This window comes from Streptomyces sp. NPDC054975 (assembly GCF_053609105.1).
Genome location: NZ_JBSGWV010000054.1, coordinates 27830 through 42948 on the forward strand (window position 1 = coordinate 27830; position 15119 = coordinate 42948).

Annotated in this window: 11 protein-coding genes and 1 pseudogene; 7 read left to right on the forward strand and 5 right to left on the reverse strand. The window is 71.8% G+C overall.

Features of this window, described 5'->3' with window-relative positions:
- From ACWF79_RS29980 to ACWF79_RS29995, 4 genes and pseudogenes are all read right to left on the reverse strand, one after another.
- Nucleotides 1–190, reverse strand: a pseudogene (locus tag ACWF79_RS29980) (DNA-binding response regulator); the annotation flags it as partial.
- Nucleotides 191–210: 20 nt separating this feature from the next.
- The gene (locus ACWF79_RS29985) at nt 211–1956 is read right to left on the reverse strand and encodes a BCCT family transporter (RefSeq protein ID WP_453731305.1); all 1746 of its coding nucleotides are present in this window, start codon (nt 1954–1956) and stop codon (nt 211–213) included.
- A 101-nt stretch (nt 1957–2057) separates the two neighbouring features.
- Nucleotides 2058–3425, reverse strand: coding sequence for a M14 family metallopeptidase (locus ACWF79_RS29990; RefSeq protein ID WP_453731306.1), 1368 nt, complete (start codon nt 3423–3425; stop codon nt 2058–2060).
- The gene (locus ACWF79_RS29995; RefSeq protein WP_453731307.1) at nt 3422–5422 is read right to left on the reverse strand and encodes a Xaa-Pro dipeptidyl-peptidase; all 2001 of its coding nucleotides are present in this window, start codon (nt 5420–5422) and stop codon (nt 3422–3424) included. The genes ACWF79_RS29990 and ACWF79_RS29995 overlap by 4 nt, the downstream gene beginning before the upstream one ends.
- Nucleotides 5423–5606: 184 nt before the next feature.
- On the opposite strand from ACWF79_RS29995, the gene ACWF79_RS30000 reads away from it, so the two are divergent.
- The 7 genes from ACWF79_RS30000 to ACWF79_RS30030 all read left to right on the forward strand — a co-directional run bounded on the left by ACWF79_RS30000 (nt 5607) and on the right by ACWF79_RS30030 (nt 14186).
- On the forward strand, nt 5607–7145 hold the full coding sequence (locus tag ACWF79_RS30000) for a M1 family metallopeptidase (RefSeq protein ID WP_453731308.1): 1539 nt from the start codon (nt 5607–5609) through the stop codon (nt 7143–7145).
- A 101-nt stretch (nt 7146–7246) separates the two neighbouring features.
- Entirely contained in the window at nt 7247–8224 is a 978-nt protein-coding gene (locus ACWF79_RS30005) for a hypothetical protein (RefSeq protein ID WP_453731309.1), read from the forward strand.
- A 94-nt stretch (nt 8225–8318) separates the two neighbouring features.
- Nucleotides 8319–9347 carry a LacI family DNA-binding transcriptional regulator gene (locus ACWF79_RS30010; RefSeq protein ID WP_453731310.1) on the forward strand — a complete coding sequence of 343 codons (1029 nt, stop codon included), beginning with the start codon at nt 8319–8321 and terminating at the stop codon, nt 9345–9347.
- 159 nt (nt 9348–9506) lie between these two features.
- Complete coding sequence (locus ACWF79_RS30015) at nt 9507–10814, forward strand: ABC transporter substrate-binding protein (RefSeq protein WP_453731311.1); 1308 nt, start codon at nt 9507–9509, stop codon at nt 10812–10814.
- 85 nt (nt 10815–10899) lie between these two features.
- Entirely contained in the window at nt 10900–11868 is a 969-nt protein-coding gene (locus ACWF79_RS30020; RefSeq protein WP_453731312.1) for a carbohydrate ABC transporter permease, read from the forward strand.
- Complete coding sequence (locus ACWF79_RS30025) at nt 11865–12704, forward strand: carbohydrate ABC transporter permease (protein ID WP_453731313.1); 840 nt, start codon at nt 11865–11867, stop codon at nt 12702–12704. Before ACWF79_RS30020 ends, ACWF79_RS30025 begins: the two co-directional genes overlap by 4 nt.
- Before the next feature lie 90 nt (nt 12705–12794).
- Nucleotides 12795–14186, forward strand: a complete 1392-nt coding sequence (locus ACWF79_RS30030) for a GH1 family beta-glucosidase (RefSeq protein WP_453731314.1) — start codon at nt 12795–12797, stop codon at nt 14184–14186.
- On the opposite strand, the gene ACWF79_RS30035 is transcribed toward ACWF79_RS30030, so the two are convergent.
- On the reverse strand, nt 14161–15039 hold the full coding sequence (locus tag ACWF79_RS30035) for an oxygenase MpaB family protein (protein ID WP_453731315.1): 879 nt from the start codon (nt 15037–15039) through the stop codon (nt 14161–14163). The genes ACWF79_RS30030 and ACWF79_RS30035 overlap by 26 nt on opposite strands.
- Nucleotides 15040–15119: the final 80 nt, after the last annotated feature.

Below are 15119 nucleotides of genomic sequence, written 5' to 3' on the forward strand. Positions count from 1 at the left end.
CGTACGCGGGACGGCCGTACGCGGGACGGCCGTACGCGGGACGGCCGTACGCGGGACGGCCGTACGCGGGACGGCCGTACGCGGGACGGCCGTACGCGGGGCGGCCTGTCCCGCCCCTGCCGGTCGGGCGGTCTCCGCCGGTGGGGCGGTGCAGGGCCGTGCCGTCGGCGGTCGCGCTTCGTGCGGTCATGCCGCCGCACGGTCGTGCGGTCAGCGGCCGCCGGTGCTGTCGCCCGGCGCGCTCGTGCCGGGGCCGATGCGGAGTTCGAAGTCGCCGTCGTACTTCTCGTGGCCCGCGATCACGGCGAGTTCGACGACCTCCTCGCCCACCTCGCCCCGGACGATGAGCGGGTCCTTGCGCAGGTCCCGCATCAGGGCCACGCACATGCCGAGCATCACGAGGACGAACGGCGCGGCCACCAGGATCGTGAGGTTCTGCAGGCCCGCGAGCGCGTCGCCCTGGCCGTCGCCGATCAGGAGCATGATCGCGGCGACGGCCCCGGTCACCACGCCCCAGAACACGACCACCGGACGGGTCGGTTCGAAGGAGCCGCGCTGCGACAGCGTGCCCATGACGATCGACGCGGCGTCCGCGCCGGACACGAAGAAGATGCCCACGAGGATCATCACGATCAAGCTCATCGTCCCGGCGATCGGGAACTCCTGGAGCACGCCGAAGAGTTGCCCCTCGGGCGTGGCCTCGGCCGCGAGCCGGCCCTCCTCGCTCAGCTTCATCGCGGTGCCGCCGAAGACGGCGAACCAGACCAGACTCACCACGCTGGGCACGAGGATGACCCCGCCGACGAACTGGCGGATGGTCCTGCCCCGGCTGATCCGGGCGATGAACATGCCGACGAAGGGCGTCCAGGAGATCCACCACGCCCAGTAGAAGACCGTCCAACTGCCCAGCCACGCGTGGATGTTGTCGCCGCTGGTGGCCTCGGTCCGGCCGGCGAGCTGGGGCAGGTCGCCGAGGTAGGCGAAGACCGAGGTGGGCAGCAGGTCGAGCACGATGATCGTCGGGCCCGCCACGAAGACGAAGACGGCCAGCACGAGCGCGAGCACCATGTTCGTGTTGGACAGCCACTGGATGCCCTTCTCGACGCCGGAGACGGCGGACACGACGAAGGCGACCGTCAGGACGGCGATGATGCCCACGAGCAGCCCGGTTCCGGTCCGCTCCATCCAGCCCAACTCCTCGACGCCGCTGCCGATCTGGAGCGCGCCGAGCCCCAGCGAGGCGGCCGAGCCGAAGAGGGTCGCGAAGATCGCCAGGATGTCGATGACCCGGCCGGGCCCCCCGTAGGCCGCCCGCTTGCCCATCAGCGGGACGAAGACGGCGCTGATGGTCTGCCGCCGGCGGCGCCGGAAGGTGGAGTACGCGATCGCGAGGCCGACCACGGCGTAGATCGCCCACGGGTGGAGGGTCCAGTGGAAGAGGGTGGTGGCCATCGCGATCTGCATCCGCTCGGCCGAGTCGACGGGGTGGGTGCCGGGCGGCGGGGTGCCGTAGTGGGCGAGCGGTTCGCTCACCCCGTAGAACATCAGACCGATGCCCATGCCCGCGCTGAACATCATCGCGATCCACGACACGGTCCGGAACTCCGGGCCCTCGCTCTCGTGGCCGAGCGTGATCCGGCCGTACCGGCTGATGGCGAGCCACAGCGCGAAGACCACGAAGCCGGAGGCGGCGAGCATGAACGCCCAGCCGCCGTCGCGGATCAGCCCGTCGAGAAGCTTGCTGGAGACGCTCTCCAGGCTGTCCGTGGCCGTGGCGCCCCAGACCACGAAGGCGACGGTGAGGACGGCGGTGACACCGAACACGATCCAGTCCGTCCGGGCCTTGGGGTGGTGCCCGGGGCGGCGCGGGAGGTCTGCCGTCACCGACAGCCCCTCCCGGCCTCCTCGGCCATCACCGCGCTCGGGCTCCCCCGCTCTCTGATCTTCCTGCGACACAGGTGGCACCTTTCACGGCATTACGGGACAAACTCACTCCGTAAGGCAGCAGTACCACAGGTGACGCGTCAGTTCCGGGACCAACTCAGCCCGTCAGCCCGTCAACAGACCTCCACCGGCCGTCCTGTGGTGAGCCGGTACTCCGCCCGCCCGTCGAGCAACAGGGGGACCAGCGCGCGCTGTGACTGGCGCAGAGGGACGAACGCCCCGTCGGCGTCCTGCCGGACCGTGACCCCGTGCAGGGCCAGCTCGTCGCCGAACTCGGCGTACTGCGCGGCGTCCAGGCGGTAGCCGCAGGGCGGGTCCTGGAGGATCTCGGCGGGTTCGGCCGGGTCGTTGTCGGCGCCGCCGAGCAGGACCGGCCCCCGGTCGGCGAAGCCCGTGTGGCGGGCCCCGGCCGTGGCCGCGCCGAGGAGCCCGCGCCGCTCGTCGACGTACGCGAACGCGCCCTTCAGCGCGACGAGTTGGGTGGTCACCCGGCGTCGCCGGTTGCGTGCCTCGTCGTCGGCCTCGGCCTGGGTGAGCGCCTCGGTCCGGGTCTCGACGAGGAGGCCCACGGAGTGCTTGACGCCGGCCGTGTTGCGCAGGATGCGCTCCTGGCCGTCGCCCGCGACCTGCTTGACGGGCTGCCCGGTGTGGGGGTCGGTCCAGATGCCGTAGACGCCGCTGCTGAAGCCGGCGACACCCGCCGCCGGCCGGACGTAGGACTCCGACAGGGTGTGGGCCTCGTCGTGCACATGGGCGTCGGTGTTGAGGTTGCGCGGCCAGAGGGCGAGCAGGTCCTTGTCGTAGTACGGCGAGGTGCCGTCGTACTCGTGCAGGTCGTGGACCAGTTCGGGGCGCCGGTCGCGGATGAGCGTGGCGAGCGCCCGGCTCTCGGCGGTCTTCAGGGCGAGGTGGTCGCGGTTGACGTCGACGCCGTCGGCGTTGCCCCGGGTGTCGGCCTCGCGCCCGTCGGGGTTGGCGGTGGGGACGACGAGGACGGTCGTACGGGCGAGGAAGCGCAGGGTCTCCTTGTCCCGTGCGTACGCCAGGTCCCGGACGGTGGTCAGGCAGGCCTCCCGGCCCGAGGGTTCGTCACCGTGCTGGGTGCAGACGAGGAGCACGGTGGTGACCGCGCCCTGACCTGGCCTGCCCCGGTCTGCCGCGCCCGGACTCTCCGCAGCGTGGCTGGTCACGCTCCTGCCGATCGTGGCCAGCCGGATCGGACGGCCCTGCTTCGTCGTGCCGACCGTCCGCACCGCGACCCGGTCGCTCGCCCGGTCGACGGCCGCGAGGAAGGACCCCTCCTCCGCCTCCGTCGTCCACCGGGCGCCGTGGCTGGTCTCGAAACCGGTCCGTGGGGGCGGCGACGGGGCCGCTCCGCCGTGCGCCTCGGCGGGCACGGCGACGAGCGGGAGGCCGAGGGCGGTGACGCCCGCGACGAGGGCGAGCGTGCGCCGGGAGCGGCGGCGCGGTGTGCGGGTCATCGGACCTCACCCGGAACGGGGATGTCCGACCGCGCGGGCCCGACACCGGTGAGCGGGGGCCCGGTCTGCGCCGAGCGTGCGTCGACCGTACCGGCTGTCGCCCGCGCGAAGGCCTCGGCGCCACCGACGAACGGCAGTTTCGCCGACGTCCTGGCGAGGTCGAGGGTGAGCGTCGGGGTCGTCGACGGAGGGTCCAGGAGGTCCTTGTCCGTACCGCCGACGATCAGGGCGAGCCGGTGGCCGGCCGGGACGACGTGGTCGGTGGCCGCCAGCTTCAGCGTGAGCGTGTACGCCCTGCCGGGGGTGAGGGGGCGGCCCTTCCGGGGGTCCGCCCAGGTGCCCAGGTCCGCCCAGCCCCTGCTGACTACCGTGTACCCGACGTCGGCCGTGCGGGCCTTGGTCTCCTTGAAGCAGGCGGAGTCGCCGTCGGTGCTCGCGCCCCAGCAGGACCGTTCGGTGAGGGTGGTGATGCCCTCGCCGGGCGCCGCGTAGTCCCGGATGGTGTCGGGGCCGAGGTCGACGAGTACGGCCGTCAGGTGCGCGGTCGAGGTCGTGGGGGTGGCGGTGACGGTCACCGTGGAGGAGCCGGAGAGCCGCAGGTCACGGGCGAGTGGCTGGGTGGTGAACCCGGCCTGGGCGGGGGTCGGGGCGTCGATCCGCGCGGCCCAGTCGGTCTCGCCCAGTGTCGGGTCGTCGGTGAACGTCTCCGTGGTGCCCGGCCCGGCGGGGGTCCGGCCGAGGGTGCCGGAGCGGGGCTCCGGGCCCGTGCCGGGGCGCAGGGTGGTGGACTCGGTGGCGCGCGGCGGCCAGACGCGGTCGGTGGTCCAGCGGTCCGGGGCCCGTTCGATGTCGGCCATCGGCTCGCGGTCGATGCCGTTGTCGTGGCCGAGGAGGTAATGGTCGAACCAGCGGTGCAGGGTTCGGACCCAGTCGGCGCGCCGGAAGTCGAAGGGGTCGACGTGGCCGGTCTGGGAGAGCCAGATCTTGCGCTCGACCCCTTGGGCGGCGAGGGCGTCCCACCACTGGCCGAACTGGTTGGCGCGGACGTTGAGGTCCTGCTGGCCGTGCACGACGAAGACGCTGGCCCTGACCTTCCGGGCGTCCGGGACGTGGTTCCGCTCGCTCCAGGCCGGGGTCCAGTCACCGCTGTACGGCGTCCCGGCGGTGATGCGCTCCTGGACGGCGCCGCAACGGGCCCTCGCGTCGGGGCTGTTGACGTAGTCGGAGAGCCAGCTGGGGTTGGCGTTGTAGAGCGGGGCGCCCTGGGAGTGGAAGTAGTCGTACCAGGAGGAGATCGCGCCGATCGGGACGATCGTCTCCAGACCCTCGACCCCGGTGGCGGCGACCCCGTTGGCGACGGTGCCGTCCCAGCTCTTGCCGATCATGCCGACCTTGCCGGTGGACCAGGTCGTGGCCCTTGACCGCTCGGAGCCCGTACGGGAGGTGTAGCCGGGGGCGCGGCCGTTCAGCCAGTCGACGACCGCCTTGGCGGACTGGACGTCGGAGCGGCCGCCGACGTCGTCGCAGCCGTCGGAGCGGTTGGTGCCCGCGAGGTCGACGGCGACGAAGGCGTAGCCGCGCGGCACGAAGTAGTTGTCGTAGAAGAGCGGGAACCGGACCGGGTTCCCGGCGGCGTCGTAGGTCTTCTTCTGGCTCTCGTTGCCGCGCCCGCAACAGGCGTAGTACGGGCTGGCGTCCATGATGACCGGGATCTTCCGGCCGGTGGCCGCGGTCTCGCGGGGTCGGACGATGTCGGCGGCGACCCGGTCGGTGCGTCCGTCGCCGTCGCCGTCGAGTCCGGTGTCCACCCAGACGGACTCGCGTATCGCGTCACCGTAGGAGTACACCGGCCGGGACTCCCGGGCCCCTGTCGCGGCGGCCTGGGCGGAGGCGCCGGACGGGGAGACGAGGGTGGCCACCAGGGCCGCGGTCGCGGCGACGACGAGGGTTCTGCACGACAGATGGGCTCCGCGGGTTCTCCGCACGCGTATCGGCATGGGGCGGAACGTACCCCCGTCAACTCCCGAGCAAAAGAGTGCCGTCGAGAGGCGGAGGGGTTCGTTTCGGCCGAATGGCGATCGTGTGAAGGAAGGTGCTCTGGACGTGACGGGCCGTCGGGTGCTGAATAGCGTCGCTAAGGACCGAACAGCATTCACGCTTCTTACACGTTAGGAGCTCTGCGTGCACCGCAGACTTGTCGTTCCGAGCGCGCTCGCGGCCTCTCTCCTGCTGGCGATCCCGGCGTCGGCCGCCGACTACGTTCCGGGCGCATCGGGCATCGGCGACCCCTACTACCCGGCCAGTGGCAACGGCGGTTACGACGTCTCCCACTACGACCTGCGGCTGACCTACCAGCCCGCGACCGACCTCCTGCAGGGCACGGCGACGATCCTCGCCACCACGAAGCAGAACCTCTCCCGCTTCAACCTGGACCTCGGCCTGAAGGTCAGCGAGGTGCGGGTGAACGGCAAGAAGGCCCGGTTCACCACCAGCGGCGAGCAGGAGCTGGAGATCACCCCGGCGGCCCCGCTGGAGAAGAACCGGACGATCTCGGTCGTCGTGCGCTACGCAGGCAAGCCCTCCGAGGTGAAGATCGGGGGCTGGACGGCCTGGCACCGCACGCCCGACGGCGGCGTCGCCGCCCAGGAGCCGGACTCGGCCGCCTGGTGGTTCCCGTCCAACGACCACCCCCTGGACAAGGCCACCTTCGACGTCTCGGTCTCCGTGCCGGACGGCACGCAGGCCATCAGCAACGGCGTGCTCCAGTCGCAGTCCTCGCGGCTCGGCTGGACCCGCTTCAACTGGCGTTCCAACAAGCCGCAGGCGACGTATCTGGCCACGCTCGCCGTGGGCAAGTTCGACATCACGACGGACACGACCGCGAACGGCCTGCCGGTCCTCAACGCGTACAGCAAGGACCTCGGCGACAACGCGGGGGCGGCGCGGGCCTCGATCGAGCGGACGGCCGAGGTCGCGGAGTGGCTGGAGGAGGTCTTCGGGCCGTACCCCTTCAACGCGCTCGGCGGCTACGTCCCCAACGTGACCAGCGGCTACGCGCTGGAGACGCAGACCCGGCCGTTCTACAGCCCCCGGCAGTTCGCCAACGGGGCGAACGTGTCGGTGGTCGTCCACGAGCTGGCGCACCAGTGGTACGGCGACAGCGTCTCGGTCGACCGGTGGAAGGACATCTGGGTCAACGAGGGCTTCGCCCGCTACAGCCAGTGGCTGTGGTCGGAGAAGGAGGGCGAGGGCACGGCGCAGGAGCTGGCGGACCACGTCTACCGGACCCGCGCCGCCGAGGACCCGTTCTGGACGGTCAAGCCGGGCGACCCGGGGCCGGACAACCAGTTCCACATCGCCGTCTACGACCGGGGCGCGCTGGCACTCCAGGCGCTGCGCAACGAGATCGGCGACGAGGACTTCTTCGCGATCCTCAAGGGCTGGCCGACGGAGTTCGCCTACGGCAACGCCGACGTCAAGGACTTCGTGAACTACGCCGAGCGCGTCTCCGGCAAGCCCCTGGCCGCGCTCTTCGACACCTGGCTGTACGAGCCGGTGAAGCCGGCCGCGTCGACGGCGGCCGAGGCGGGGGTGTCGGCGCGGTCGGCCGCGGCCGCTGCCGAGCCGGTTCGGCCGGTGCAGCCGAAGTCCTGGAAGAAGATCGCGGAGACGAACACGATCCACGAGCACGAGGGACGCGAGGGCCACGGCGGTCACTGAGCAACCAGCGTGCGCGCCTCGCCCTCCCTCCCGGGGGCGGGGCGCGTCCGCGCTCCTGGATAGGCTCCCGACGGTACGCAGCGGACAGTCGGGAGCGGACGATGGCGGTGGAGGCAGGGACCGAGCGGTACGGGGACCCGGTGGTACGGGAGGCCGTGGCGCGGCGGGTCGAGACGGCGTGGGGCCTCGAACTCCCGGAGTCCTACTTCCGGTTCACGGACTTCCTGGCGGCGCTCGCTCCCGAGGAACACCGGACGCTGAAGGAGCTCGAGCTGGCGCCGTGCGGGGTGACGGACCTGTTCGCGGACCCGTCGGCGCTCCCCCTGGACGGCCTCGACGTGCGGGTGCACGGGCGTTACCACCGTGATCCGCCGGAGTTCCTCACCTTCCTGCACGGGGGCTCCGACGGGCTGCACTTCGGCCTCTGGTCGGACGACGGGCGGACATGCGACGCGGTCGCCTCGTACTACACCCGTGACGGCGGGGAGATCGAACGCCGCCACCGCACACCGCTGGAGGCGGTACGGGCGCGGATCGAGGCGGCGGAGCGGGACTACGCGGACTACGCGGAGCCCGCCCGGCTCGCCGGTCTGGAACGGCTTCGGGCGGTCCTGACGGGCTTCGAGACCGGGGAACGCACGGAGACGGGGCTCGCGTACTCGCAGACGTACGTGTACGGGCGGCCGCCCGTCGACCCCGCCCGGATCACGACGCTGGACGGGGCGGGCGCCCTGGCCGCCGGGGAGACGGCCCTGGGCCGTCCGCCGCTGGGCGCGGCCGACCCGTACCGCTTCGGCACGTTCATGGACAAGCTCCTCGACGACGCCGAGGGCGTACGGGCGGCCCGTGACGAGGCCCTGCGGCGGGCGGGCGCCGGCGATCCGGCGGAGGCGCTGGCGCTCGGACGCGACCTGCACTGGGCGTCGTACGGCCGTGCGGAGCACGAGGAGTACGCGCACGAGCTGCTGGCCGTGGCCTATCGGGCCCTCGACCGTCCGGCGCTCGCGGAGATCGCGGCGGCCCACCATCGCCACCGCGCACTTCAGAAGGTGGACGTCCTGCGGCCGGCCGTGCGCTGAGAGCGCTTTCGCCCTCCGCCCTCGCCCGCCCCACCAGGAGTTACCCTCGACGCTGTCAGTACCGTCGCACCACCATGTACATGGGGAGCCAGCTTTGAGCGAAACGACGTCCGGGACGCGCCCGACCCTGGAAGCCGTCGCCGCGCGCGCCGGGGTGTCCCGGGCGACGGTGTCCCGCGTCGTCAACGGCGGCGCCGGGGTCCGTGAGGCGCTCGCGGAGAAGGTGCGCGTGGCCGTCGAGGAGCTCGGCTACGTCCCCAACCATGCCGCGCGCACCCTGGTGACCCGGCGCAACGGCGCCGTCGCCGTGATCATCGCCGAGCCCGAGTTCCGGATCTTCTCCGACCCGTTCTTCGAGCAGCAGGTGCGCGGCATCAGCCGCGAACTGACCGCGCACGACGCACAGTTGGTCCTGCTGTGGGTGGAGGGGCCGGGCGACCACGAGCGGATCGCGCGGTACCTCGGAGGCGGACACGTCGACGGGGCGCTCGCCTTCTCGCTCCACAACGACGACCAGCTCCCGGAGATCGTCCGGCGCGCCCAGGTGCCGACCGTCTTCGGCGGGCGGCCCGGCTGGACGGGGCCGGCGGGCGATCCACCGGTGCCGTACGTCGACTGCGACAACCGGGGCGGAGCCCGCGCCGCCGTGCGCCATCTGCGCTCGCTGGGGCGCCGGAACATCGCGCACATCACCGGCCCCGGCGACCAGACCTCGTCGCTCGACCGGCTCGACGGATACCGGGACGAACTGCCGGACGCCGGACCGGAGCTGGTGGCCGAGGGGGCGTTCACGGAGGAGAGCGGGGCTCGCGCCATGGCCGAACTCCTACGCCGACGCCCCGATCTGGACGCCGTCTTCGCCGCCAACGACCTGATGGCCTCGGGAGCCTTGCGCGTGCTCCACGAGCACGGCCGACGCGTCCCGGACGACGTGGCGCTCGTCGGCTTCGACGACATGCGCCAGGTGGCCGAGGCGACCGAGCCGCCGCTCACGACGGTCCATCAGGACATCGAAGGCATGGGTCGGTTGATGGTGCGGCTGCTCATGCGCACCCTCGACGGCGCGGGCATCCCCGAGCCTGTGATCACCGCCACCGAACTGGTCCGACGTGCCTCGGCCTGACCCTTCCCCCATCGGAATACGCCGTGTACGGCTCCTGAAGCGCGAGGACAAGTTCCCGCGGAGGCCGAGCTGTTACGCGTTCGACTCTTGACGGGAACCTGGGCCGGGAGGCACGCTCCAGACGCATTCCTGAGAGCGCTCTCAAACCGGAGGCTTCCCATGCCCACAGCCCGAGCCGCCAGAACGACCTCCGCCGTAAGGATCGGCGCGGTGGTCCTGACCGGGGCCCTGCTCGCCGCCTGCGGGTCCGGCGGATCCGACGGCACGTCCGACAGCGCGGGCGGAAAGGTCACGATCACCGTCGACCTCTTCGGCTCGTTCGGCTACAAGGAGGCCGGGCTCTACGCCGCGTACGAGAAGCTCCACCCGAACGTGACGATCAAGCAGACCGACACCGAGGACGAGCAGGACTACTGGAAGTCGCTCCAGACCCGGCTGGCCGGCGGCGGCGGGCTCGCCGACGTGCAGGGCATCGAGGTGGGCCGCATCGCCTCCGTCACCCAGCAGCAGTCGGACAAGTTCGAGGACCTGACCAAGTACGGCGCGGACGCGCTGAAGGGCGAGTTCGCCGACGCCAAGTGGTCCGCCGCGACCACCAAGGACGGCAAGGTCCTCGGCCTCGGCACGGACGTCGGCCCGGAGGCCATGTGCTACCGCACCGACCTGTTCAAGCAGGCCGGACTTCCCACGGACCGCACCGAGTTGGCGCAGAAGTGGTCCACCTGGGACGGCTATCTGGAGCTCGGTCGGCAGTACAAGGCCAAGGCTCCGGCCAAGAGCTCCTGGGTGGACAGCGTCGGCAGCCTGTACGCGGTCATGATCGGCCAGGAGAAGGAGCGGTACTACGACGCGTCCGGGAAGCTCGTCTACGCCGAGAACCCGGCCGTGAAGACGGCGTGGGAGACCTCGACGAAGGCCGCGCAGGAGGGTCTGAGCGCCAAGCTGGACCAGTGGTCGCCGCAGTGGAACCAGGCCTTCTCCACCGGCTCCTTCGCGACGCTCCCGTGCCCCGCGTGGATGCTCGGCTACATCAAGGGCCAGGCCGGTGACGCGGGCAAGGGCAAGTGGGACATCGCGAAGCTGCCCGGCGGCGCGGGGAACTGGGGCGGTTCCTACCTCTCCGTACCGCGCGCGGCGAAGCACAAGAAGGAGGCGTACGAGCTGATCAAGTGGCTCACCGCCCCCGAGCAGCAGGCCACGCTGTTCAAGAAGCAGGGCAACTTCCCGTCCTCGACGGGCGCCATCTCCCAGGTCGCGAGCGCGACGGACCCGTACTTCTCGGGGGCTCCGATCGGGCAGATCTTCGGCGACGCGGCCAAGGCCGCCCCGGTGCAGGTGCTCGGGATCCACGACAAGAACGTCGCCGACCAGATCACCAACGCCCTGAGCGAGGTGGAGCGCAAGGGCACCTCGCCCGACAAGGCGTGGTCCAACGCGCAGAAGGGCGTCGAGAACGCCGTCGGCTGACGCCGGGGGCGGGGGCCGGGTCTCCGGCTCCCGCCCCGCCCCGCACCTCCCGCACACCCGCTCATCCGACCTGAAGGGCCGCACCGTGACCCTGACCGCCTCCGGGCCGACGGCGGCGCCCGTCCCGCCGTCGTCGGCCCGGTCCTCCGGACCGGCGCGCCGCCGCCGACGGGCCGCGCTCGTCCCGTACGCCTACATCGCCCCGTTCTTCACCCTGTTCGCGGCCTTCGGCCTCTTCCCGCTGCTCTACACCGCGTTCGTCTCGCTCTACCGCGTCGAGCTGCAGACCCCCGGCGACATGGAGTGGCGCGGCTTCGGCAACTACACGGCGCTGCTCACCGACGAGTTCTTCTGGACCGCGCTGCGCAACACGTTCACCATCGGGGTCCTGTCCACCGTGCCGCAGCTCGCCATGGCGCTCGGCCTCGCCCATCTGCTCAACTACAAGCTCCGTGGCCGGACGTTCTTCCGTACGGCGATGCTGCTGCCGTACGCGACCTCCGTCGCCGCCGCAACGCTCGTCTTCGCCCAGCTCTTCGGGCACGACTACGGGCTGGTCAACTACGCGCTCTCGCTGGTCGGTCTCGGCCCGGTCGACTGGCAGAACAGCACGCTCGCCTCGCAGATCGCCGTCTCCTCGATCGTCGTGTGGCGCTGGACGGGCTACAACGCGCTGATCTATCTCGCGGGCATGCAGTCCATCCCCTCCGAGCTGTACGAGGCGGCGGAGATGGACGGGGCCTCACGCTGGCGGCAGTTCTTCCACGTCACCCTGCCCGGCCTGCGGCCCACGATCGTCTTCACCACCGTCGTCTCCACGATCGGCGCCACCCAACTCTTCGGCGAGCCCCTGCTCTTCGAGGGCTCGATCTCGGGCGGCATCTCGCACCAGTACCAGACGCTCGGGCTCTATCTGTACGAACAGGGCTGGGGCTTCTTCCATCTCGGCCGCGCCGCTGCCATCGCCTGGCTGATGTTCCTGCTGATTCTCGTCCTCGTCGGGGTCAACGCCCTGATCGTGCGGCGCCGTTCGCGGAAGGAGGGCCGGGCGTGACCACGCGTGTCGCCGGCCGTACCGGGCGCGGGGGCCGGATCACGTACGCGATCCTGATCCTCGCCGTCCTCGTCTCGGCCTTCCCGTTCTACTGGACGATCGTCGCCGCCAGCCGTTCCAACGCCGATCTCGCGCAGGTGCCGCCGACGCTGCTGCCGGGGCCGAACCTCTTCCGCAACTTCGAGGCGGTGATGGAGGAGGCGGACATCGGGAAGGCTCTGCTCAACTCGCTGATCGTCTCCGGGTCCATCACCGTCGGTACGGTGCTCTGCTGCACCCTGGCCGGGTTCGCCTTCGCCAAGCTGCGCTTCCGGGGCCGGGGCGCGCTGCTCGCGATCACGGTCGGCACGATGATGATCCCTCCGCAGCTCGGGGTGATCCCGCTCTTCATGCTGATCGCCGAGCTGGGCTGGGTGAACCAGCTGCAGTCCGTGATCCTGCCGGGCCTCGTCTCGGCCTTCGGGGTGTTCTTCATGCGCCAGTACCTGGTGCAGTCGCTGCCGGACGAGCTGATCGAGGCGGCCCGGGTCGACGGGGCCTCCTCGGCGCGGATCTTCTGGTCGATCGTCATACCCGTGGCCCGACCGGGCATGGCGGTGCTCGGGCTGCTGACCTTCATGGCCGCCTGGAACGACTTCTTCTGGCCGATCATCGCGCTGTCCTCGCAGGAGCCGACCGTGCAGGTCGCCCTGCGTCAGCTCGGCGGCGGCTACGTCCACGACCAGTCCGTGATCATGGCGGGCACCCTGCTGGGCACGCTGCCCGTGCTGCTCGTCTTCGGCCTGCTCGGCCGGCAGATCGTCGGCGGCATCATGCAGGGCGCCGTCAAGGGCTGAGCCCATGGCCGCCCCGGGCCGGTCTCCCCCGGGCGGCGCTGTCGTCTCCGGCCGACCGTCCCTTCTTCCTCTCACAGGAGTTCTCCCTCCATGAACGCTCTCTTCCCTGACGGCTTCCGCTGGGGCGCGGCCACCGCCGCCTACCAGATCGAGGGAGCCGCCGCCGAGGACGGCCGTACCCCGTCCATCTGGGACACCTTCAGCCGTACGCCGGGCAAGGTGCGCAACGGTGACACCGGTGACATCGCGGCCGACCACTACCACCGTGTGCGCGAGGACGTGGCCCTGATGAAGGAGCTGGGCCTCACGGACTACCGCTTCTCCCTCTCCTGGTCCCGGGTCCAGCCGACCGGGCGCGGCCCGGCCAACCAGAAGGGGCTGGATTTCTACCGGGCGCTCGCCGATGAGCTGCTGGAGGCAGGGATCCGACCGGTCGCCACGCTCTACCACTGGGACCTGCCCCAGGAGCTCGAGACCGTCGACATGAGCGGCTCCGCCGCGGGGGGCGGCTGGCCGGAGCGGGCGACGGCGGAACGCTTCGCCGAGTACGCGGGGATCGCCGCCGAGGCGCTCGGCGACCGGATCGCCACCTGGACGACCCTCAACGAGCCTTGGTGCGCGGCCTTCCTCGGCTACGGCTCCGGGGTCCACGCCCCGGGCCGTACCGACGACGCCGCCGCCCTCCGCGCCGCCCACCACCTCAATCTGGCCCACGGCCTGGCCGCCCGGGCGCTGCGCGCGGCCGTGCCCGCCTCGGCGGAGCTCTCGCTGACCCTCAACCTGCACGCGATCAGGGCGCTGTCGGACTCCCCCGAGGACAAGGACGCGGCCCGCCGGATCGACGCCGTCGCCAACCGGATCTTCCTCGACCCGGTCTTCCACGGCCGCCTCCCGGCCGATCTGGTCGAGGACACGGCGGGGATCACGGACTGGTCCTTCGTCCGGGACGGCGACCTGGAAGTGATCTCCACGCCGATCGACTCGCTCGGCGTGAACTACTACACGCCGGCCGTGGTCGGCGCCGGCGTCTCGGAGTCCCCGTCGCCGTATCCGGGTGCGCCGGAGCGGGTGCGGTTCGAGCCCGCGCCCGGGCCGCGTACGGCGATGGACTGGCCGGTGGACGCGGACGGCCTGCACGAGCTGCTGGTCAGGCTGCGCGACGAGCTGCCGGGCGTCCCGCTGCTGATCACCGAGAACGGCGCCGCGTACGACGACTACGCCGACCCGGAGGGTGGGGTCCACGACCCCGAGCGGGTGGCGTACCTGGACGCCCACCTGGCGGCCGCGCACCGCGCGCTCGCCGACGGCGCCGACCTGCGCGGCTACTTCCTCTGGTCGCTCCTGGACAACTTCGAATGGGCCTACGGCTACGGCAAGCGGTTCGGGATCGTCCACGTGGACTTCCCGAGCCAGCGCCGTACGCCGAAGGACAGTGCGCGCTGGTACGCCGAGGTGATCAGGCGCGGGGGTCTGTCGCGCTGAGCCCGGCCGCCCGGCGTGCCTCGTGGCGGGCCTTGCGGGCGAGGGGGAGGTAGCGGAGCCGTTCGGGGAGCACGGGCACCACGGCCCGTACGAACCGGGCGAAGCGGCGGAGCCTGCGCTCCTGTGCGTCGGTCCACTCCAGGCCGACGGCCTCGCGGGCGTCGGGGGGCATCAGGCCGACGGTGACGAAGGCGCGGAAGCGGGCGAGGCGGGGCAGGATCACCGGCCACAGCGCCCTGAGCAGCAGCCGTAGCGGCAGGGGGCCGCGGTCGGGCGGCGGGACCGACTGGTCGGTGGCGACCAGCTCGCGCAGCACGACGGTGGCCTCCAGCTCGCCGAGCATCTTGCGGTAGTACGGCCAGAACTCCTCGACCGTCTGGGGCATGTCCCGGTCGTGGATGCCGAGGATGCGCCCGACCTGGAGCCACTCGGCGTACAGCTGCCGCTCCTGGGCCTCGGTGAGCGGGCGGTGGAGCAGTCTCAGGCCGTGGTGGTAGACGGGGAAGCCGGTGGCGTGCACCCAGGCGTAGTAGGACGGGGTGAGCGCGTGGTAGCGGCGGCCGTGGGCGTCCGTGCCCTGGATGGTCCGGTGGAGCCTGCGGAGCCGGCGCCCTTCCTCCGCCGCGGCCTCGCCGCCGTACACCCAGAGCAGTGCGGAGCGCAACGAGCGCTCGCCGCGGCCCCAGGGGTCGGTGCGGAAGACGGAGTGCTCGTCGACGCCGGCGCCGACTGCGGGGTGGGCGACCTGGAGGGCCAGGGCGGACGGCAGCATGAGGAGCCCCCGGACGTCCCCGGCGACGCTCCAGAGGACTCCGCCGACGGGGGGCGGCTGGGGCGGGGGCGGTTCGGTCATGGGGGCGTTCTCCTCACGTTCTCAGCCTGCCCCCTCGCGGACCCTTCCGGCAAAGGGCGCAAAGGGACGGGGCCGCGTCC